Genomic DNA, 23,245 nt, shown 5'->3' with positions numbered 1-23,245 from the left:
ATCGCGGGGGCCTCGGACGGGTCGGGCGAGGGTGGGGTCCGTCGCGAGCACGGGCAAAGTCGGCAACAGCGAGCGCTCAGAACCGTGTTGAGCTGCGGAGACGGGATCGCTGCCGGGCAATAGCGGGCTCCTGGTTTGGGTTGGGGAAGCCCGAGCAGTAGCGCCATGTACTGGACATCTCTGCAAGGAGCCGCACATGGCAGACACGAGTGGTCGGCGTCCCGCGTCGACCGCCACCCCCCATCACCGCAGACTGCGTGCCGCCGCCGTGGCCGTCGCGGTCGGAGCTCCGCTGCTGCTCGGAGGCGCTCCCGCCGGAGCCGTGACCACCGCCGACGCCTCGCCGCGCACCTCGGACGCACACTGCGTGCAGGACCTCGGGTCCGGCGGGCTGGAGTGCTACGCCACCTTCACCGACGCCGTCGACGCGGCGACGGGTGGTCGGATCTCCGACGCACCTGCGGGCGTCGAGGCGGCCGAGGGCGACGCCCGACTGCACGGCCGCACCGCCGAGTTGGCCCGCGACAGGGACGCGATTCGGGCCGGCGAGGTCATCCAGGGCACCTTCTTCGACGAGACCAACTACGGCGGCGGCTCGCTCACCGTCCGTGGTGAGGCGCCGTGCAAGAAGGACGGCTGGGTCGACTGGCAGCTGACGCTGGACGACGAGTGGAAGGACCGGATCTCCTCGGTCCAGCCCTGGGCCGAGTGCTGGATCTGGCTCTACCCGGAGCCGGATCTCGGCGGCGAGCGGGACGGACCGTTCAAGGAGAACACCCCGGACATCGGGTCGTTCATGAACGACCGCACCCAGTCCATCGGCTTCAGCTGACGCGGCGGCGCACCCCACTGCGCTGCTCGTCTCCCCACACAACCCCCCCACGAAGAGAGAGCCGGAAACGACGATGGCCAAGAGAAGCTCACTGACCGTCCTGCTGGCCGCCGCGGCGACCACCGCGGGTCTGGTGCTGATGCCCGGGGCCGCGCAGGCCGCCGACGCCCGTGACCACGAGGACCCGCCCACCTCGCGCGAGCTCCTGGACAAGTGCGACAACGGCACCAACAAGTGCATGTTCCACCCGGACTCGCCGCCCGAGTTCTTCAAGGGCGACGGCCACCAGGTGGGCGACAGCGCCTTCAACTGCACGCCCGACAACCAGACTTCGAGCGTGACCTGGTCCGACACCACCACCGAGACCACCAGTCTCGGCATCTCGCTGAGCGTCGAGGCCGGCTACGCGGACGTCTTCAAGACGACCCTGCAGACCAGCTACGAGCAGAGCTGGTCCAGCTCGCACACCGAGTCGGAGACGACCAACCTGACGGTGCGGCCGGGTGACGTGGGCACCATCAACCGCGCCCCCGAGATGCAGCGGGTGAAGGGCACCTACGAGCTGCACTTCGAGGACCGCTTCCACGGCCACTACTACTGGTACGTGCCGTTCGAGGCGACCGGCCCGGTCCCCGAGGGCACCAGCTCCAAGACCCAGCACACCAGGGCGATGACGGACCAGGAGCGCGAGGAGCACTGCGGCTGATCCGGTCGGCGTCAGGGCGGAGGCTCCACGGGGTCGGGGCCTCCGCCCTTCGGCAGCACCCGGGCGGCGGGAGTTCCGCGCACCGGCCCGACGCCGTGGCGGCGCCCGCCCGTCGAACGTCCGACTCCCCCGAGGCCGCGCCGGCTGTACGGTCTCGGTAGTCCTCCCACCTCGTCCCCGATGTCACAACTGCCGCAGGTTTCACACCACACGGGTTGATACTTTTGTCACCAAGCGACACAGTGGCGTTCGATGACACTGACACGGAAGCAGTGGCCGAGGTGATGAGGGTGCGGAACGCCGCAGCGGCGCGCAGGGCGGAAGCGATTGCCCGCCAAGGCCGACGAGGCTCGGAGCCCCTCCCCCGGCACCGGCCCGAGCTGCGCACCGGGCCGCACACCGCGGCGCTCTCCACCGGCGCGGTTCGACCCACGTCCCCGCGGGGGCCCGGCCGTTCGGTGTCCGGCACACCTGCGGCGGAGTGGTGACGCCGATGTCCTCCGACCACATACCCGAGCGTTCGTACGCGGAGATGCTCGCCGCCTTACGGAACAAGATGTTCACCGGTAGATCGGCCGAACTGCGGCTGCTGCGCGAGCTGTTGCTCGGCGAGCGGCAGGGCTGCTCGGTGGTGTGGCTGCACGGCATGGGTGGCGTCGGCAAGACCGCGCTGCTGCGTCGGTTCGCCGACGAGGCGCAGACGCACGGCCGGGTCGCCCGTACCGTCGACATGCGCCATGTGAAGGCCGAACCCGAGGCGTTCGAGGCCGCGTTGGCGGCGCAGGGGCCCACCGAGGACGCCCATGTGCTCGTCGTCGACTCGGGTGAGCTGCTGGGGCCGGTCGAGGGCTGGTTGCGGGACGTCTTCCTGCCGCGGATGCCCTCCCACCTTCTGGTGGTCGTCGCCGGGAGGAAGCCGCCCTCGGTGGAGTGGCGCACCGACGCGCAGTGGTGGCACGTGCTGCGCAGCGTGCGGCTGGGCGGCATGAACGACGCCGAGGCCGCCCAACTCCTGCGCAACCGGGGCGTGTCGGAGCACGCGACCGCCGCTCTGGTCCGGGCCGCCCACGGGCTTCCGCTCGCCCTCGTCCTGCTCGCCGACCCCGGCGACCAGGGCATGTACCCGGCCGACCCCCGCGACGACGGCGCCTCCGGGGCCGGGCCGCGGCACGCCACCGGACTGCACGGCTCCCCCGAACTCGTCGGCGAACTGCTGCGGTTGCTGCTGCGCGAGTCGCCGACACTGCCGCAGACCGACGCGCTGCACGTGCTCTCGCTCGCCCGCGTCACCAGCGAGGAGCTGGTGCGGTACGCCCTGGACGTCCCGGCCGCCGAGGGCAGAGAGCTGTGCGACTGGCTGCGCGGACTCTCGTTCGTCCAGAACACGGCCGAGGGCCTGGTGCCGCACCCCCTGGCGCGCGACGCGCTGCTGACCGATCTGCGCTGGCGCGGACCGGAGAAGTACGAGCGCCTCTTCCGCCGCCTGTACGGCTACCAGATCGAGCGCGTACGCCAACGCACCGGCTCTCGCTGGGTGTTCGGGGCCGGGCTGGCACATCTGGGGCGCACCCACCGGATCGCCTGGGACGCCGTCGACTGGCGCGACTCCGACCGGCAGCGGCTGCGTCCCGCCGGCCCGGACGATCTGGAGGAGGTGCTGGCGAGCGTCGAGAAGGAGCACGGAGTCGCCGCCGGCCGACTGGCGCTGCGGTGGTGGCAGCACCAGCCGACGGCCTTCACCGTCGCCGAGGACGGCCTCGGGCGGATCGTCGGCGCGGTGGTCGCCCCGTGCCTCGAGGCGGGATCGACGAGGATCCCGGACGATCCCGTCGCCCACGCGGCACTCGCGCACACTGCCGACCGCTCGCCGCTGCGGCGGGCCGAACGCCTGCTGCTGGCCCGCTGGATCACGGGGAGCACGGCGGCGGCGTGCTCGGCGCTGACCACGCTGTGGGCGACGACTCCGGGGTTGGCGATGAGCTGGACCTGCGCCCGGGAGGCGCCGCGCGGGCTCGCGTCGATGCTCACTCTCTACGGCCACCGGCGGGCGGGCACGGTGCACGGTCCGGAGGGCGAGCGCGTACTGCCGTTCGTACAGGACTGGCGCGGTACGCCGTTCGACCGCTGGGCCGCGACGCTGCTGACCCGGCTGCTCGCCGACGAGCCCGCCGTCGCCCGCGCGCCGGAGGCCGGAGCCGAACCCGTCATGCCCTGGCCGGAGTTCGCCGACGCGGTCAAACACGCCTACCGCAGCGCGCTGGATCCGCGCCAGCTCGCGGAGAGCCCGCTGCTGGCGACCCGGCTGGTGTCGCTCGGCGGGGACGCCTCGGAGCTGCGCGAGGCGCTCGTCGAGACGGTCGCGCAGCTGCGCTCGCACCCCGGGCGGCGGCAGCTCGGCGACGTGCTGGAGGTCACCTATCTGAGCGGGCCGCGCAGCCAGCAGGCCGCCGCGAGCCGCGCGGGACTGTCCTTCGGCACCTACCGCCGACGGCTCTCCTCGGCGCTGACCAGGGCCGCCGAGCTGCTGCGAGAGCGCGAGTTCTACGGCCCGATGCCCAGGTGAGCACGGAAACAGTCCCGCGGGCACTGCTCACCTTGTGCTCATTCCGCGCTCATCGCGCCCTCGGGAGCGGCACGGTGCGGAGGTCCGATGGTTGACTGCCCGGGTGTGGAATGTCCGGAGAGGTCCGCGCAACCACTGTTGAACACCTGCGAGTTGGGAACGGACGTTGGCTGAGACGGAGCAGGACGACGAGAAGCGGCGCCGGCGGGCGCGGTTCGTCGACGCGCTGGCGACAAGCGCCCAGCAGCCGGGCGAGCGGTCCCGCGTAGGCACCAGGATCGCGGGCGCGGTGGCCATCATGGCACTCGCCGCCGGCGCCACCCTGGGCCTCGGCGCCTGGCGCACGTACCAGAACGCCGAGGAGGAGAAGAAGCAGCAGGTGGCCGCCGAGCAGGCGGCCGCCGAGAAGAAGCTCACCGAGTCCCACGCCGCCGAGCAGCGGGAGCGGGAGAAGCGCGAGGAGGAACGCAAGAAGAAGGAGGAGGAAGAGAAGAAGAAGGCCGACGCGGAGGCCGCGAGGCAACCACCGCCGCCGCCCCCGACGCCCACCCCGGAGAAGGACAGCGCGGCGGACACGCTGCGCGACAACCGGGCCAAGGGGCCGCAGCTGCGGTCCAAGGTGCTGCTGAAGAACGTCGCGACCGGTCTGTGCGCCGATGTCCCCGGCTACGGGCCCGGCAAGACCGGCAAGTCCATCAACCAGCACCGCTGCAACGGCACGAGCAAGGACAACCAGCTCTGGGACATCCGTATCCAGTACGAGGACCGGGGCCCCGGCGGTGCGCCACTGGCGATCATCGCCAACACCAAGGACGACCTGTGCTTCGACGTGCCGACCCGCGGCCCACAGCCGCCCGGCACACCGCTCAGCCAGGCGTACTGCCACCCCGGCATCGAAGAGGACAACCAGCTCTGGTGGTTCGAGGACACCGGCAACGGCTCCTTCAAGATCCGGAACTTCGCCAGCAACCACCAGTGCCTGCGCGTCGGCAAGGCCGCCGAGGGGCACCACGACCGGCGGTTGATCCTGCAGAGCTGCACCAACGGACCGGAAAGCGCCTGGCGCATCCAGCGCTGACCGCGTCCCGCTTGCCCGCACCGCGCTGCAGCTGCAGCTGCACGCACTGCACTGCACTGCACCTGCGGCATCGGCCCCGCACGGCCCAACGGCCCTGCGGGGCCGTGCTGTTGGGGCGGCAACCGAACCCCGCACCGGCACGCACGGGCGGCGTTCCCACCGCGCCACGTCCTCGGACGCCGCGCCGACACCGCACGCCGAGCAGCACCGCGCCCGGGCACGGCACGGTCGGGCACGACCCAGCACGTCACGTCACGTCCACGACACTGATGCGGGCGCGGCCCGACGCGAGCGAGGGCACGGGCAGGAACGCCGCCAGGCACGCGCGTACACACCCAGCCACACCGACGCGCCTGCCCCGGCGGGGAGTTCCGCCGGGGCAGGCGCGTCCGCCGACCGGTTCGGCGCGCGGGTCGTCCGTCAGGCCAGGGAGTCCAGCGGGTAGCGGGACCCGCCGACGCCCTCGCGGCACCGGTCGGCGGCCAGTACGCCGGCCATGCCGGGCATCGTGGACCAGGCGCGTTCGCCGGCCGCGCGCTGGTCCTGCTGCTCGTGCCTGGCCTGCTCCAACTCCTCCTGCACCGAACGGTGTTCGCGGTCGAGCCGGTCGCGGTGCTGTGTCGCCCTGGTCAGCGCCTCGGCTGTGACGGCCTCCCGCCGCTCGGTCTCCTCCACCCGTTGCCGTGCGGCGGTGACCTCGCCGGTCAGCCGGTCCACTTCCGCGACCGCCCGGCGCACCGCCTCGCCCGCCGACTCCGCCGGGGCGGTGGTGGCTTCGTCGGCGCCGTCGACGGGCAGGGCGGCGGCGATGCGCTCCGCGTCGGCCCGTACGGTGCCGGCGGCGGTCAACTGCCCGGTGAGCCGGTCCAGATCGCCGACGGCCGCGGCGCGGTCCGTCTGCCCCACGGTGTGCGCGTCGGCTGCCTCGGTGAACGCGTTCCGGGAGGCGGCGAGTTCGGCCTCCAGCTGGTCGCGCAGCGGCGCCAGCCGGGCCTCCCCGGCGGTGGCGTCCGCCTCGGCGGCGGCGGTCCGGGTGACGGTGTCCATCGCCGCGCGCAGCCGGTTCCAGGTGTCCGCCGTGGCGGGCGTGTGGTCGGCGAGCACTCCCTGCGAGGTGAACGGCCAGAACCTCAGGCCGGTCGTCCCGCGGGTGACCAGCTCCACCGGTCGCCCCGCCGCCTGCGCGGTGCGCACGCCGATGTGGAGGGCGCGGGCCAGCCGCGTCCCCTCGGGGTCCTGACCGACATCGAGCCAGAGCTGGACGCCCTCGTGCCCCTCGCCCATGGCCTGTGCGAGGACTGCGGGGAGTTCGCTGACGGGGTGGGTGGCCCAGTCGCGCGTGCCGGCGTCGGGCTGGTCGCGCAGCAGCGCCGGCAGATCGTGGACTCGCGAGGCGCTGCGCGGCCCGATGACGCCGTGGCCGAGCAGATCGCGGTCGAAGACCCTGGTGACGGCGCTGCCCAGTACGTACCGGGTGCCGTTCGGGCCGCTCACCCGCACCACCGTGTCGACCAGCACCTCGTGGTTGCGGGTCGTTCCGCCGGACGCGGGTGCGGAGGTGTCGCCGTGCTTGGCGCGGTCCCAACCGCCCCCGGTGGCCGAGCTTCCCTCGCCCCGGGTGACCTGCTGCCGGGTGAGGAACGGAACGGTGACACCGAGCAGTTGGAGGTTCGCGTCGTTGCCGCTGAAGGTGGACGAGTAGCTCACCCCCACCGCCGACCCCGCCGAGGAGGAGCCGCTCGCGGTGTGCGAGACGGTGCGCAGTCGGTCGACGGCGATGTCGTCCGCGCTGGTGACGGGCCGCGGGTTGTGCAGGGTGACCTCCAGCCGCGGTCCGGTGTCCGCCTCGTCCTCCACCCACGCACCGGGCATCGCCGGGGTGAGCCCGGCAGCCGTGCGCGGAGTGCCGACGCCGATGTCCCCGGCGCGCACCAGCTCGCCCAGCCGCACCGCGATGGCCTCCGGCGGCGCGTCGACCGGCAGGCTCAGCAGCCCGTCGGTGTCGGGCGCCACCTCCCGCAGCGCGTCGGCGAGTTCGTGGAACGCGTTGAAGCCCTGCACGGGGACGTCGCCGGTGGGCGTCAGCCGGGAGCGGTCCACGAAGGGCCGCGCCCCGGTCGGCTGCACGCCGGACGGGCGGGGTGCGCGCACCGGTTCGCGCGGGTCGGTCTCGCTCGTGCGCGGCGCGAGGGGCGGTTCGTGCCGATGCGGGGCGGCGGTCTCCGAGCCGGCGAAGCGCAGCCCGACCGAGGCCGGTACCTCGACCGTGCGGGTGGGCCTGCCGTGCAGCAGTCTGCCCAGCCGTTCGGCGAGCGGTCCGCCGTCGCGTCCGGTGAGGGTGATCCAGCCCTCCTCCAGCAGCCCGCCGACCAGGTCCGGCGGCCACTCCCAGATCAGCTCGGAGCGCACGGTGGCGGTGAGCACATAGGGGACGTCGTCGAAGTCGGCGGCCGCGCGGGTGCGGGTCCAGTAGCGGTCGTCCGCGGAGACCTGGTTCCTCGTGGCGCCCGAGCGGGTGGCCGAGGCGGAGAGCACCGGGCCGGTCCGGTCGGTGCGCACGGGGTGCCCGGGCCGGGGGTAGCGGGTGATCAGGTTCGCCGTGAACTGCACGCCGCGGGCGCTCTGTCGGGCTCCGGCACGGGTGTTGGGGCTGTGTGCGCCGACCTGTTCCAGTCCCGTTCCGTCACCGGCGGGGCGGCCCCGCAGCCGGCGCAGTGCCGGGGTCTGGGCCTGCGGTGCGGCGCTGAGCGCCACCTCCACAAGCCGCGCCCCGTGCCGGGTGTGGTGCCGGAAGTACAGGCTGACGGTGCCCCGGCCCGGCAGTGCGCGCAGCTGGCCGGGCGAGGCCAGATCGGCGATGCGGGTGGCGACGCCGGCGAGGTACGAGGGGTGGCCGGGCCGGGTGGCACCGGGCGCCTCCCGCTCCACCAGCGAGAGCAGTTCGCCGCGCATCCGGTCCCGGCTCTCCCCGCGCCGGATCGGGTCGTCGAGCTGGGTGACGGACCTGGCGCTGCCGAAACCGAGGCTGCCGGTACGCGCGAAGCTGTCCGGCAGCGGCACGACCGGCTCCGGCAGCATCGGCCGGGGAATGCCCGGCACTCCGGCGAACCACGGTGCGTACCGGGCCAGTTGGCTCTCGTAGAGCCGGAACTGCACGGCCCTGGGCAGGTCGATCGCGACGGTGACCTCGCCGTGGGAGCCGAGTCCGAGCAGCTCGCCGACGACGTTGCGGGTGCCCTGGCGGAAGGTGACCAGCAGGGTGGCGTCGGTGGTGATCAGGTGGTGCGGGCCGGTCTCCACCGGCACCCGGGTGACGGAGGTGCTCGCCGACCGCTCCGAGGTGTCGTCGACGCGCCGGTTGGCGGCGATCCTGCCGCCGGGGTTGGCCTGCGGCGTCTCCGGCGGCGCCTGGAGCGCACCGACCGAGACGCCGGTGTCGCGGGTGGACGCCACCGTGTGGGTGTGCGCGGCGAAGTCCGCGGCGGTCTGGTCGGACTCGCCGTAGCCGCGGAAGGTTCCCCGGTGCACGGGGTGGTGCAGATAGCCCTGGATCTCCGCCGACAGCTCCTGGTCCGCCCCGAGGCCGGGGAAGACGAGGCCCTCGATGACATGTCCGCCGTTGAAGATCTGGTGCGCCCGCCCGATCAGGTCGGCCACCCGGGTCTGGTGGTCCATCGCCTCGGTCGCGAAGGCGCTGCGGTCCGCGGCGTCGGAGCCGGCGAGGTACGCCGCCGCTCCGCTGCCCGCCGCGGCCACCGGTCCCGGCACGTACTCGCCCGCGCGGGCGGCCAGTTGGCCGAAGGTCCCGGGGTCGGGGTGGCCGGGGTGGGTGCCCGCGGCCAGTGCCCGGAACGCCTCACGGATCGCCGCGGAGGCGCGGAAGAAATCCACGTTGGCGTCGTCGGGCAGCCGGACCAGCCCGGGCTGGGGCCGGCCCCGGTCGTCGGTGAGCCGCAGTCGACGGTGGTCGTCGAGCGCGCTGCCGTCGGTGCGCGGCACACGCAGGAGGTCGCGCGCCGGGGAGGGCGTGATCTGCTCGCCCGGCGGCACGGTCCGGTCGTGCGCCACGATCAGCGTGACGTGCCCGGGGGTGGACCCGCTCGTACCGGGGAGGTTCGCACCGGACAGGCTCCCGGTCCCGGTCCCGCCGAAGCGTACGACCGGCTCGGGTGCGTCGCCCTCGAAGAGGTCGAGGGTGAACCGCGCCGGCACCGAGAAACGTTCGGTGCCGCCCTCGGTGCTGTTGAACTGGTCGGTCCCCGCGGCCGATCCGGCACTGGCGCTGCGGATCTGCCGACGGCCCCAGACGCGGTCGCCCGTGGTGTCCAGCGCCCAGCCGCCGTTCTCCAGCGGCCAGCGGGGGCCTCCGCCGCCGCCGGCCGTGACACCGAGCTGGTGGCTGTGCAGACGTCCGCCGCGCGCCGCGTGGGAGCTGAAGGTCACGCCCTCCACGTCGGGCAGGCGGCGCTCGTGCACCGACGGCGGCGCACCCGCGCTGCCGGGCGGTGCGGTGCGGTCCCGGGTCGCGCCCAGACGCAGCTCCACGCGCCTGGTGCCGGCGGTCAGGCCCGGCAGTTGGAACCAGACTGACCTGCCGCCCTCGACCGCGTCCGGCATCGCGGCGGCCTGGCCGAGCGCGGAGCGCGCCTGCTCGAAGCGGCGCAGGTTCGCCAGTTGAGCACGTACTCGCGCCTCGTCGAGCGGAACGCGGGAGGTCTCGGCCGCGGGCAGGAAGCCCTCCGCACGCAGCCACTCCTCCGCGTCCCCGAACATCCGCTCGGTGCCGCGCACCGCGACGGGCACGGCCGAGACGCCGATGCTCTGGAGGTTCTCCAACTGCTCCGGCAGCTGCCGGCGTTCGGCCGGTGCGGGCTCCTCGCCGAGCACGGTGGAGCGCTGCGGCAGCCGAAGCCGCAGACCCTCGCGGTAGGGCCCGTACGTGCTCCGGGTCTCGCCGCCGCCCGCCCGGTGCAGCGTCAAGGTGTAGGTGACATCGGCGGGGGCCACCAGATGGGAGCGGCCGGTGGACAGCGCGTGCATCAACGACGCTCGGCTGGAGGTGTTCAGCGTGTCGCTGGTCTGGAAGGACGCGCCCGCCTTGCCCATCACTCCGCCGCCGACCCGGGTGGCCGCGTTCGGATGGTCGGCCGCGGTGTCGGGCGTGAACTGCGGCCCGCCGCTCCCGTCCAGTCCGACGCCGCTGGTCAGCCGTGCCGAACGGTCCACGGCGGAACCGTGGCTGAGCCAGGACTCCAGCCCCGAACCGCGGTCCGGCGTCTGCGAGGTGGCCGCCCCCGGGCTCAGCCGCGCTGTCAGTCGCAGCACACCCACGGCAAGGCCCTCGCCGTCGTACAGCACGGGCGAGAAGACACCTCCGTCGCGCTGCATCGGCGCGGTGCCGCGGAGCGTGCGCTCGGAGAGGAACTCCTCCAGCGCCCGCGCGGACTCGGTGCCGAGCCCGCGCAGCACCGCGAACTCCTCGTCCGCCCGCACCTCGCCGAGAAGCCGGCCCGGTTCGAGGACGTCGTCCACGCCCCACAGGCGCGAATCGTCCGGCCCGGCCGGCTGCGGGAGGACCGTCCCCGGGGCGGCGGTGCCGTCTCCGAACGCGCGGTGCTCGGGGAACCAGACCGTCACCGGCCCGTGCCCGGCCTCCGCACCCCAGGCGTTCGGGGACGGGTCGCCGTCGATCCGCAACTGCCACTGGCCGGTGTAGTCCACCGCGTGCGTCAGCTCGTCGACGCGCTGAACCGTACGGGTCGACAGATCCTCGCTGACGGCGACCGACTGGTTGAGCTGGTGGTGGGTCAGGTTGAGGGTGAGCGCGCCGTCGAACCAGCGCAGCGGCCCGGCGGGGCCGAGGTAGATCGCCGGCCAGGAGACCGGCACCGTGCGCAGGGTCCCCGAGCTCTCGCTGCCCGACTCGCTCTGGCTGCCCTCGGCCTGACGCTCCACCCGTGGCGCGCGCGCGAACTCGGCCAGGCTCTCGTTCCGCGCGGCCGGCGAAGCGTCGGTCAGCCGGAACCGGATGTCGACGGTGTGCTCGTGGTCGCCCACGGTCACGGTGATCCGGTGGCCGCCGGACGAACGCAGATAGGGCAGATGGAGTGCGATCTCCGAGACGCTCAGCAGATCGCGCAGCTGGGCGTCTACCCGCTGCTCGTGCTCGCTGCCCGGAGTGACACCCAGGCGTTCGCGGATCTGCCGGTACAGACCGTCCAGCACGTCCGCGCCGGGCGGTTCGACCAGCACCAGTCCGACGCTGCCGTCGTGCTGGGCACCGTACCGGCGTGCGTACGCGGAGAGTTCGCGCGCGGCGGTCGTCCCGGTCGTCGTCGGCTCCGTACCCGCCACCGAACCGTTGACCGCGGTCCCGGCGGGAGCCGGGGTGCGGGTCTCGGCGGCGGCCGGGGTGTGGGTGGTGGGCGGTACCGGCGCCGGGGTCTCCGCGACGATCGGTGCCGGGGTCTCCGCGACGATCGGTGCCGGGGTCGACGTCTCCGTGGTTGGCAGAGCCGGGGTCGACGTTTCCGTGACGGCGGTCGAGGTCTCCGTGGTCCGCGGCGCCGACTCGGTGACGGGCTCGGTGACGGGAGGCGCCACCGGCTCCGCGACGGGAGGCGTTGCGGCCTCCGCGACAGGAGGCGCCACCGGCTCCGTGGCGGGAGGCGCGACCGGCTCCGTGGCGGGAGGCGCAACCGGCTCCGTGGCGGGAGGCGCGACCGGCTCCGTCACCGCAGGCGCAACCGGCTCCGTGACGGGAGGCGTTGCGGGCGTGGCGGGCCGGGGCTGCTCGTTCGCCGGCCTCGGATCGAGTCCGAAGAAGACCTGCGGCTGCGACTTCTCGGCCCCGGCCGACGCGGGCCGTGCCGCGCTCGGGCGCGCGGGCGCGGGTGTGGCCGGCCCCGACGTGGCGGAAGCGGAACGCGCGGGGCCGGACGGAGCGGACGGACGTGCCGTGCCGGATGTCGAACTGCCGCCCCAGGTGAACCCGGTCTGCTCGGTGGGGGTGCTGACGTCGAGCGGTCGGGCCGTGCGCGCGGTTTCTGCCGGCTCGGTCGCCGACCAGGCGCCCGTGTACGGGCCCGGGTTGGCGTCGTGGATCAGCGCGACCGGACGGCCGTTCTGCGGGCCGACGGTCCAGGGCGCATCGCCCGAGGCCAGGACGGTCAACCGCACGCCGAGCAGCGGTGCGGCGGCGGCGAGCAGCAGTCCGTCGGAACCGCCGATGCCGGTGCGGACCCCGCGTACCGACTGCTCCTGTTCCGCCGGTGCGGTGAGCGGTCCGGTACTGCCCGGAGCGGTCAGCGCGTCGAGTTCCGGCCACAACCGCCGTTCGGCGGCGGGCCGTTGGAGGTCGTTGGCGAGCGCGTCGGCAACGGCTGTCCGCAGCTCCTCCGGCGAGGCGGGCCAGCGATGGCCGACCAACTGGCCGCTCTCGCGCGGTGCCACGGCGATCAGCGCGTGCGCCGCCGGGTCCCCCTGGTCGAGGACGTACACCGGTGAGAGCTCGCGTTCGGCGAGCTCGGTCTCCAGCGAACGCGGGGCGGGCGCCGGTGAGTTGACCGCCTCTTCGGCGGGCGGCAGAACGGAGAGTTCGATCGCCGAGGGTTCGGTGCGGTAGGTGTCCGTTTCGGTCGGCTCCGCGGGCGGGGTGCCTCCGGCCTCCGGTACGGGTGTGCCGGAGGTCTCGGCGGCCGGCGTCGAGGCGGCGGACGTCGAACTCGTGGACGTCGATGCCGCCGGTGTCGATGCCGTCGGTGTCGGTGTCGGTGCAGGCGGGGCCGGGACGGTCGGCGCGGGTGCGCTCGGCGCGGAAGCGGGCGGAGTCGAAGCGGGCGGTGTCGAAGTGGCCTGCTCCTGCGGGCGGTTCGCCTCGGGCCGGTCATCGGCCCGTGGCGGGTCCTGCACCGGGGTCGGTGCGGAGGACCGTTCCTCGGCGGCAGGGTCCTGCGCCGGGGCCGGGGCCCGGTCCTGTGTCTGCTGCCAGTTCCGGACCGGGACGCCGTCGGCGTCCAGCCGGGTGAGCGGAATCTGCACCGAGGGCCGGTCCGGCGCGGAAGGCACCATCCTCAGGCCCTGCGCATCCGGTACGGCGGTGAACGGATCGCTGAGCGGGTCGAGTCGGGACCAGGTCTCCTCGACCGCGTCCAGGTTGGCGACCCGGCCGATCCAGCCGTTGTCGCCGCGCAGATACGCGCCCGTCGGCTCATGGATGAAGTCGTCACCGAAACTGCGCCAGCCCTCCGGCGACAGTTCCAGCCCGTCCGGCAACCGCACCCAGCCGGCCTCGTTCAGCTCGTAGCCCGGCAGGCGGGACGACGAGGACTCGATCGACTCGGGGACCGGCAGCGCCACCGGGGTCCACTCGCCCGCCGGCCGGTCCGTCAGCCGCACCGCGGGGGCGGGGCCCGTCTCGGCGTCGGGAACCGTCACACCTCCCCAGCGCGGTTCCATCAACGTCACCTCGCGCCCCACGCTCCACTGCGCCTCCAGCGGATCCACTCCGTGGTCCGCCGAACCGCCACCACCGTGCCGGGGCTGGAAACGCATGTCGTACATGCCGGGCTGGCGGCTCAGGTACCCGCGGTCGATGTGGCCGCCGGTCTGGTCCATCTGGTTGCTGAGCTCGTCCGCGTCGACTGTGCGGTGGCCGAAGTCCAGGTAGTCGAGCCCGTCCGGGCGGAACGCCTCGGCACGCGGCGTGATGAGCGCCTGCGCGTCGCGAGTCGGATCGAACGGCTGGAACTGGCCGTTGAGCAGGAACGGGAAGTTGAACTCGACCGCCGTCGACGGGCGCGCACCGCCCTGCCAGGCGTCCAGCACCACGATCTCGCGCGGCCGTTCCGGATAGCCGATGGCGACGAACACATGGTCCGTGTGAGGTGCGGCTGCGCGCGGCCAGGGCTCCCCCGCCACGCGTTTGAGGCCCACTCGCCAGATGGTCACGCCCGGCGGCAGGTCCGTCCGCCGGTTCAGCAGCGCAAAGGCCATGGAGGCGTGCTCGTCGCAGTTGCCCACGCCCCTGATGTCGGCCCTGGCCGCCATCTGCCCCAGGTGCTCCTGCATGGTGCGGGGGTCCTGGAGCGGTGGGGTGTTGCGCGCACGGTGCAGCATCTCCATCATCCCGACGCCGTGCGCCGAAACCGCTGCCGCCTGGTTGGCCGCGCCATAGCTGATCCGCTGCCGCGTCTCGGCGATGACCTCCTGGCCGATCAGCACGAGCCGCTGCTGCGTCGTCAACGGAGCCGGCACCGCAGGAGCCGGACGCGGCGAGGTGTCCACCTCCATCGAGTCCCGCCCACCGACATACGGCGACGACGACGGAGCCCGCGACGAACGCGGCGAATCGACCTCCATCCGCTCCTCATAGCGAGACCTGCGCGAAGTCGACTCCACCTCCATCTCCTCGGGATACGTGTACACATACGTACGACTGCCGGAACCGCCCGAACGCGAACCCGACGCATGACTGCTGTAGCCGCCGGAACGCGAACCCGACGAACGCGAACCCGACGCGTAACCGCCGCCCGAACGCGAACCCGACGAACGCGAGCCGGACGCGTAGCCGCTCCCCGAACGCGAACCGGACGAACGCGAACCACCGGAACGCGAACCGCCGGAGTGTGAACCTCCTGCGTAGCCACCGACGCCCGAGTACCGACTCCCGGAGTAGCTGCCGCCGTAGTAGTCGTACTCACGAGGCATCCCACCGCGCAGACCCAACGGCCCACCGGTCAGAATCGACTGCGCGATCGCCTCACCGCGCGCGTTCAGCGGCCTGGTCCGCCGGATCCAACCCGGCAGGGCGTCGTACTCCTCCAACGCCCGTTCCACACCCACCGGTTGCGCACCCAGACGATCCAACTCACCGTTGACCGCATCCAGCAGAAACCCGCGCGAGAGCGGATCCAGCTCGGCCGCCACCGGAGTCGGGAGAGTCGAAGGACCCCCGATCTCCATCTCCCCCGTACGACCGGCACCACCCGCCGCTCTGCCGCCCATGCGCTCGGCAGCGGGGGCAGCGGCGCCGGTTCGTTCGGTCACCGGTACCGGAGCGCCGTCGGAGTCGAGCCGGGTCAACGGCACCTGGACCGACGGCCGGTCGGTCCCGACGGGCACCATTCGCAGGCCCTGCCCGTCGGGCACGGCGGTGAACGGAGTGCTCAGCGGGTCGAGCACGGACCAGGTGTCCTCGACGGCGTCCAGGTTGGCGACCCGGCCGATCCAGCCGTTGTCGCCGCGCATGTACGCGCCGGTCGGCTCATGGATGAAGTCGTCACCGAAACTGCGCCAACCCTCCGGCGACAACTCCGCACCGTCCGGCAACCGCACCCAACCGCCGTCGTTCACCTCATAGCCCGGCAGGCGGGACGACGAGGACTCGACCGAATCCGGCACCGGCAGCACCACTGGGGTCCACTCGCCGACCGGGGACTCCGTCAGCCGTACCGCGGGCGCGGGACCGGTCTCCGCGTCGGGAACGGCGACGCCGCCCAACCGCGGTTCCATCAGCGTCACTTCACGACCCACCGGCCACTGGGCCTCCAGCGGATCCACCCCGTGGTCCGCCGAACCGCCACCGGCCCCGTACCGCGGTTCGAAGCGCATGTCGTACATGCCGCGCTGCTGCCCCAGGAACCTCCGGTCGGCCTGGCCGCCCGTCTGGTCCATCTGGTTGCGCAGCTCGTCGGCGTCCACGGTCCGATGGCCGAAGTCGAGATAGTCCAGACCGTCGGGCCGGAACTGGTCGGCACGGGGCGTGATGAACGCCTGCCGGTCCCGGGACGGGTCGAAGGGTTGCAGCCGCTCGTTGAGCAGGAACGGGAAGTTGAACTCCACCGCCGTCGCCGGACGGGCATCGCCCTGCCAGGCGTCCAGCACCACGATCTCGCGCGGCCGTTCCGGGAACCCGATCGCCACGAAGACATGGTCCGTGTACGGAGCAGCCGATCGCGGAAACGGCTCCCCCGGAACGCGGTTGAGACCCACGTGCCAAATGGAGACGCCCGGCGGAAGGTCGGTGCGCCGGTTGAGCAGCGAGAACGCCATCGCCGCGTGCTCACCGCAGTTGCCGAGACAACGAATGTCGGCCCTGGCCGCACTCTGCCCCAACTGCTCCTGCATCGTGCGGGGATCCTGCAACGGCGCGGTGTTCCGCGCACGGTGCAGCATCTCCAACATCCCGACACCGTGCGCCGCGACCGAGGCCGCCTGGTTGGCAGCCCCGTAACTGATCCGCTGCCGCGTCTCGGCGATGACCTCCTGGCCGATCAGCACGAGCCGCTGCTGCGTCGTCAACGGAGCCGGCACCGCAGGAGCCGGACGCGGCGAGGTGTCCACCTCCATCGAGTCCCGCCCACCGACATACGGCGACGACGACGGAGCCCGCGACGAACGCGGCGAATCGACATCCATCCGCTCCTCGTAACGAGACCTGCGCGAAGTCGACTCCACCTCCATCTCCTCGGGATACGTGTACACGTACGTACGGCTGCCGGAACCGCCCGAACGCGAACCCGACGCATAACTGCTGTAGCCGCCACCGGAGTAGGTGGAGTAACCGCCACCGGAGTAAGCACCGCTGGAGCGCGAGCCCCCGGAACGCGAACCCGACGCGTAACCGCCGCCCGAGCGCGAGCCGCTGGAACGCGAGCCGGACGCGTAACCGCTCCCGGAACGCGAACCACTCGACCGATGACCGCCGGAACGCGAACCACCCGAGCGCGAACCACCCGAGCGCGAGCCGCCGGAATGCGAGCCGCCGGTGTAGCCACCGACGCCCGAGTACCGACTCCCGGAGTAGCTGCCGCCGTAGTAGTCGTACTCACGAGGCATCCCACCGCGCAGACCCAACGGCCCACCGGTCACGATCGACTGTGCGATCGCCTCACCGCGCGCGTTCAGCGGCCTGGTCCGCCGGATCCAACCCGGCAGGGCGTCGTACTCCTCCAACGCCCGTTCCACACCCACCGGTTGCGCACCCAGACGATCCAACTCACCGTTGACCGCGTCCAGCAGAAACCCGCGCGAGAGCGGATCCAGCTCGGCCGCCACCGGAGTCGGGAGACGCGAGGGGCCCTCGATCTCCATCTCCCCCGTACGACCCGCGCCGCCCGTCGGGGCGCCGGCGCCCGGCCGCTCCGCCGGGGCTGCCGCGGGCACCGTGCCGCGACCGGTCACCGGTATCGCGGTGCCCTCCGGGGTGAGGCGGGTGAAGGGGACCTGGACCGACTCGCGATCATCCGTGGTGGGCACCATCCGCAGGCCCTGGCCGTCGGGCACGGCGGTGAACCCGCTGGTGTGCGGGTCGAGCACGGACCACGCGTCCTGGACCGCGTCCAGGTTGGCGACCCGGCCGATCCAGCCGTTGTCGCCCCGCATGTACGCGCCCGTCGGCTCATGGATGAAATCGTCACCGAAACTGCGCCAACCCTCCGGCGACAACTCCGCACCGTCCGGCAACCGCACCCAACCGCCGTCGTTCACCTCATAGCCCGGCAGGCGGGACGACGAGGACTCGACCGAGTCCGGCACCGGCAGCACCACCCGGGTCCACTCGCCGACCGGTTCGTCGGTGGACTGCACCGCGGGCGCCGGACCCGACTCCAGGCCCGGCAGCGCGACGCCCCCGAACCGCGGTTCCATCAGCGTCACTTCACGACCCACCGGCCACTGGGCCTCCAGCGGATCCACCCCGTGGTCCGCCGAACCGCCGCCGAACCGGGGCTCGAACCGCAGGTCGTACATTCCCGGCTGATTGCGCACGGCGGCCGGGTCCACCGGTTCGCTGCGCGTGACTCCCTGGCTCCTGAGCTGCTCGGCGTCGACCGTCCGGTGGCCGAACTCGAGGTAGTCGACGCCGTCGTGGGGCATGTGCACCGAACGCGGCGTGATCACGGCGTGCTCGTCGGTCCTGGGGTCGAACGGCTGGGCACGCTCGTTCAGCAGGAACGGGAAGTTGAACTCCACCGCCGTCGCCGGGCGGGGATTGCGCTGCCAGGGGTCGAGCACGACGATGTCGCGCGGGTACTCGGGGTAGCCGATCGCAAGGAAGACGTGGTCGGTGTGCGGTGCCTGTGCGACCGGACCGGTCTCGTTCTCCTGCCGTGCGAGGCGTACGTTCCAGAAGGACACGCCCTCGGGCAGGTCGGTCCGCCGGTTCAGCAGGGAGAAGACCATCGACGCGTGCTCGTCGCAGTTGCCCACGCAGCGGATGTCGGCGGTCGCCGCCATCTGCCCCAGCCTCTCCTGGTGGGTGCGCGGTGGCTGGAGCGGCGCCGTGCCGCGGGCGCGGTTGAGCGCGACGAGCATGCCGAGTCCGCCGCGCGAGAGCGTTTCGACCTGGTTCGCCGGACCGTTGCTGATCCGCTGCTGAGTCTCGGCGATGGCCTCGCGGCCGACGTCGAAGAGGCGCTGCTGGATCTGGGGGTCGAGGCGCGGCACGTCGTTGAAGACGCTCTGGTCCACGTCCATGGAGTTCTGCTCCAGCCCGCGCCAGACCGTGCGACCGGTGCCCGCGGCGGCTGCCGACTCCCCTGTCGCCGGAGGCGGTACAGGCACGTCGAGCTGCATCTCCGTGTCCTGGCGGTCGACCGGAGTCGTGGACCGCTCGGGCGAGTCCACCTCCATGCCGTCGACCGCACGCGGCGGCGCCGAAGTCCCCTGCCCCGCCCCGGGCCCACCGACCGGAGTCGCGGCCCGTTCCGGGGTGTCCACATCCATACCGTCCTGGGAACGGGGCGGCACCGAAGTTCCCGCGCCCGGCTCCGGCCGAGCCACCGGAGTCGTGGAACGCTCCGGAGTGTCCACGTCCATACCGTCCTCGGAACGGGGCGGCACCGAAGTTCCCGCGCCCGGCTCCGGCCGAGCCACCGGAGTCGTGGAACGCTCCGGGGTGTCCACGTCCATACCGTCCTCGGAGCGGGGCGGAGCCGTGATCCCGGGGCGGCCCTGGGGAGTTGAGGGCCCGGCCTCGGTCTCCACCTCCATCTCGGTGGTGTAGGTGGGACTGCCGCCCGGGAGGGTGGTCCGCTTCCCGTCGACGATGGTCTGCGCCATCGCCTCGCCCTGCGCGCGCAGCGGCGTCGTGCGCCGCACCCAGCCGGGCAGCTGGTCGTAGCGCTCGAGCGCCTCGTCCAGACCGATCGGCGGCTGGTGCAGACGGTTCAGTTCGTTGTTGACCGCGTCGAGGAGGAAGCCCCGGGACAGCCCGTCGAGGTCGGCGGCGACCGGCGTCGGACGCGACGAGGGGCCTTCGATCTCCATCTCACGACCGTGACCGCCCGAACCGGCGGTACCCGTACCGGTGCCCTGGCCGGTACCGGTGCCCTGGCCGGTGCCCGAACCGGTGCCGGTACCGGTCGGGGCGGCGGGACGCCGGTCGGAGGAGGACGTCGGGGTCTCGCGCTCCGCGGTCGGACTCGGCGTTCCCTGCTGGGAGTTGGCCGAGGCGGGCGGAGGGCTCGACGAGGCGGGCGGCGCGGTGACCGGCGGCACCGTGGCCGGCGGCGCGGTGGCCGGCGGTTGGGTGCGTCCGGTGTCGTCGGCCGCGGTCGGAGAGGTGGTCGGTCGGGTTGTTCCGGCGCCGGAGGAGCCCGGGAGGGAGGACTCCGAAGTGGGTCCGGTCGGGGGCGCGACCGGCGTGGTGGGCTGCGTGGTCGGCTGCGTCGCGGGCGGGTTGACGGGCGGGGCGGCGGAGCCGGGGCCGGCCGGGCCGGGTGTGGCCGTGGCCGGCGGGCCCGACGCGGGCGGCGGAGTCGTCGGCGCGCTCGCCGGCGGGACGGTCGGCGCACCGGGCGGCGGGGTGACGGCGGGCGGGGTGGTCGCGGGCGGCGGGGCAGTGGTGTCGTTCTCGCCCTGGGCGGGGCCCTGAACGGGCGTGCCGATGGGCGGGGAGGCGGTCTCGCCCACCTGGCCGAGGCCGCGGTTGCCACCGCCGACGACCGAACCGTCCTGCTGGCGGTCGGACGTGCCGGACTGACCTGTCTGACCTGTCTGACCTGTCTGACCTGTCTGACCGGACTGCGGTACCTGCCCCGACTGGCCCGACTGACCGGACCGCGGCACCTGCCCCGACTGGCTCGGGTCCGGGCCGGTGGTGCGGCCCGGACCGTCGGACATGCCGGGTCCGACCACGGGTGTGTCCGACCCCGTGGGCCTGGTGCCGCTCGTGTTCGGCAGGTCCTCTCCACTGGACGCCCGGCGGTCGCCGCCGCGTCCCTGGGTGCCGTCGTGGGCCCGGTCGGGGCCACTGGTGGTGTCCCTGGTGGGCTGCGTCGTGCCTCCGCCGCCGCGCGACTCGTCCGGTCCCGAAGTCGGGGGCGCGGCCGGGGCCTTGGTCTGCGGCGGCTTTCCTGTCGCGGGCGGCGGGTTCTTCGACGGCCCGGTGCCGGGAGGTGCGGCGGTGCTGCTGCCGGGATCGGGCGCGCGATGCTCCGATCCGCCCTGCCCGTGTGGCGAACCACCGGGTGCGGAGGGCCTGTTGGTGTCCGTGCCCGAGTGGCTGTCGGGGCGTCCGCCGGGGCCGCGGCCACCGTCCGAGGTCGGCGTCTCCACATAGGTGGTGGTGCCGTTGCCCTGGTTGGAACGGAGTCCGCCGCCGGGACGGTCCGAACCGCCGCCGCCCGGCCCTCCGGTCGCGTTGCCGTCCTTCAGATCGCCCATCGTCGCGGGCCGGTCGTGACCGGGGCCGGAGGGGCGGGCAGGCGGCGCGCCCTGGCCGTCGCCCGTACGGTTCGGGCCGCGCTCCGGGCGCGGGCCGGTGGTGCCGTACGGGTCCTTCTGGTCTCCGCCGAGCCGCCTGCCCTCGTTCTGGAAGGGGTCCGAACCGAGCGAGCCGCCCTGCTTCGTGCCGCCGTCACGGGTCGGCGGCGCGGGGACCGGTGTGCCGTACGGGTTCTCCTGCGGCCCGCCCAACCGGCGACCCGGACCCGACATCGGATCCGAACCCCCCGAACCACCGCTCTTCGACTCACCACCACGATCCGGCGGCCCCGGCTTCGGCGTACCGTACGGATTCTCCTGCGGCCCGCCCAACCGGCGACCCGGACCCGACATCGGATCCGAACCCCCCGAACCACCGCTCTTCGACTCACCACCACGATCCGGCGGCCCCGGCTTCGGAGTGCCGTACGGGTTCTCCTGCGAACCGCCCAACCGACGACCCGGACCTCCCATCGGATCCGAACCGCCGCCACCCCGCGACTCGCCGTCCCGGCTCGGCGGCCCCGGCGTCGGCGTACCGTACGGATTCTCCTGCGAACCGCCCAACCGACGACCCGGGCCTCCCATCGGATCCGAACCGCCGCCACCCCGCGACTCGCCGTCCCGACTCGGCGGACTGACCGGGGTGCCGTACGGGTTCTCCTGCGACCCGCCCAGCCGTCGGCCGGGGCCGGGCATGGAGTCCGAGCCGCCGGAGGAGCGGTTGTCGTGGGTGGCCGGGTAGTCGTGGCCGCGTCCGGTGGGTGTCGGACCGGGGCGCCCGCCCGTGCCCGGCGGAACACCGTCCGAACCCGGGCGCGAGGCCGGACCGGGTGTCACCCCGTCAGAACCCGAACGCGAGCCCGGACCGGGCGCCGCCCCGTCCGCACCAGGACGCGAGACCGGACCGGGCGCCACCCCGTCGGGACCCGGACGCGAACCGGGACCGGGCGAGACTCCGCCGCCGTCGCCGGGACGCGAGACGGGACCCGGGGAGACCCCGTCGGGCCCGGGTCGGCGTCCGGGGGCCGGCGGCGCACCGTCGGCGCCGGGACGCGAGACGGAGTCCGGCCCCAGCCCGCCGCCGGGGCGGCCGTTGCCGCCCGCGGGTGCGCCGCCGGGGCTGCCGCCTCCGTCGGGCCTGGCGGCGACCGGCGTGGGACCGCCCTGGCCGGGCCCTCGACCCGGTGCGGGCATCGGGGCCGGCGGCGGCGCTGCCTGGGAGTTGCCCGGACGTCCGCTCTGCGGCGCACCGATGTCGCCTCCGCGCTCGCCGCCCGCGGGTCCGCTGCTGGTGGTGCGCGAGTCGTGCACGGAGACGTTGCCGCCGATGCCGCCGTTGCCCCCGCCGTTGCTGCCGGGGCGTGCCACCGGGGCACCGTCGCCGCCGAGGCCGCCGGGCTTGACCACCGGGCCGTCGCCCGAAGGCCGGGAGACGGGCGGGGTGTTGATGCCGTCTCCGCCCACCCCCTTGGTGCCGCTGATGTCTGCACCGGGCTTGGGAGTGGGCGGGGGCTTGGGGACGTTGGAGCCGGGGATGCTGCTGGGGCCGCCGCCGAGTCCGCGCGCGGGCGGGCTGGCGTACAGGCCGCCCGCGATGCCGCCTACGAATCCGCCGATGCCCGCGCTCCACGCCACGGACTCCCAGTCGATCTGGTAGTCGGTGCCGGCGATGCCCGAACCGATCGCGCCCAGCGCGATGTTGCCGCCGATGCCGGTGGCCGCGCCGATCACCGCGCCGCCGCTCAGCCCGGCGATGGTGGTGGTGATCGGGCCCATGGCGGAGGCGACCCTGGCGATCACCGGGAGCAGGGTGGCGATGATCCTGGTGACCATCGACAGCAGGTTGCCGATCATCGGGCCGAGGTAGAAGAAGATCGCGCTGAGGATGGCGCCCAGGATGTCCGCCCACATGGCCGCGTTGAGCTTCTTCGCGTACTCGTCGGCGGCCTCCTTCAGCTGGTCGGCGTAGCGGTGGATGGTCTGGCCGACGGTCCACGCGGTCTCGGCTGCGGCGTCGATGTTGCCGGCCAGCGCCCCGGTCCAGGCGAGCCTGGCCGCGTTGCCGGCCGGGCCGGTCATGCCGAGCGACTCGACGTGGCCGTCCACGGCGACCCGACGCTCGTGCAGCTCGTCGCCGAGACTGATCCAGGCGTTGCCCAGGGCGTAGATCTCGTCGAGCTTGATCGTGTCGAGTACGGAGTCCGCGTCTGCTGCCATGGTGGGTACCGCTCTCCCTGGGCGTACTGCCTGTTGCGCTGCGGGTGTTGCCGTGTGGGTGGTGCTGTGGTGCGGGTGGTGCTGTGGTGCGGGTCGGGCTCAGCCGTGGTGCTGTACGGGGCCGGGCGGCCGGTGGGGGCT

General features: G+C 73.5%; 5 protein-coding genes. 4 read left to right on the top strand and 1 reads right to left on the bottom strand.

Features of this window, described 5'->3' with window-relative positions:
• Positions 1-196: 196 nt before the first annotated feature.
• The 4 genes from MTQ01_RS13755 (at position 197) to MTQ01_RS13740 (ending at position 5,179) form a co-directional block, all read left to right on the top strand.
• A complete protein-coding gene (locus MTQ01_RS13755) occupies positions 197-832 on the top strand; it encodes a hypothetical protein (RefSeq protein WP_247490192.1) in 636 nt (211 codons plus the stop codon).
• Between the two features lie 73 nt (positions 833-905).
• Entirely contained in the window at positions 906-1,538 is a 633-nt protein-coding gene (locus tag MTQ01_RS13750) for a hypothetical protein (RefSeq protein WP_247490191.1), read from the top strand.
• A gap of 493 nt (positions 1,539-2,031) precedes the next feature.
• Positions 2,032-4,101: an AAA family ATPase gene (locus tag MTQ01_RS13745; protein WP_247490189.1), complete on the top strand. Its 2,070-nt coding sequence runs from the start codon at positions 2,032-2,034 to the stop codon at positions 4,099-4,101.
• A 166-nt stretch (positions 4,102-4,267) separates the two neighbouring features.
• Positions 4,268-5,179 (top strand): RICIN domain-containing protein, encoded by a 912-nt coding sequence (locus MTQ01_RS13740; protein ID WP_247490186.1) that lies wholly within the window; start codon positions 4,268-4,270, stop codon positions 5,177-5,179.
• A gap of 420 nt (positions 5,180-5,599) precedes the next feature.
• On the opposite strand, the gene MTQ01_RS13735 is transcribed toward MTQ01_RS13740, so the two are convergent.
• The gene (locus tag MTQ01_RS13735) at positions 5,600-23,104 is read right to left on the bottom strand and encodes a hypothetical protein (protein ID WP_247490184.1); all 17,505 of its coding nucleotides are present in this window, start codon (positions 23,102-23,104) and stop codon (positions 5,600-5,602) included.
• Positions 23,105-23,245 lie beyond the last annotated feature (141 nt).

The organism is Streptomyces sp. XM4193, assembly GCF_023072595.1.
Classification (GTDB): Bacteria; Actinomycetota; Actinomycetes; order Streptomycetales; family Streptomycetaceae; genus Streptomyces.
The sequence above is the reverse complement of the archived record's forward strand: the minus strand, read 5'-3'. Positions and strand labels throughout refer to the sequence as shown.

Coding starts and splice junctions, on each gene's coding strand:
- MTQ01_RS13755 (WP_247490192.1), top strand. CDS start 197: ATGGCAGACACGAGTGGTCGGCGTCCCGCGTCGACCGCCACCCCCCAT.
- MTQ01_RS13750 (WP_247490191.1), top strand. CDS start 906: ATGGCCAAGAGAAGCTCACTGACCGTCCTGCTGGCCGCCGCGGCGACC.
- MTQ01_RS13745 (WP_247490189.1), top strand. CDS start 2,032: ATGTCCTCCGACCACATACCCGAGCGTTCGTACGCGGAGATGCTCGCC.
- MTQ01_RS13735 (WP_247490184.1), bottom strand. CDS start 23,104: ATGGCAGCAGACGCGGACTCCGTACTCGACACGATCAAGCTCGACGAG.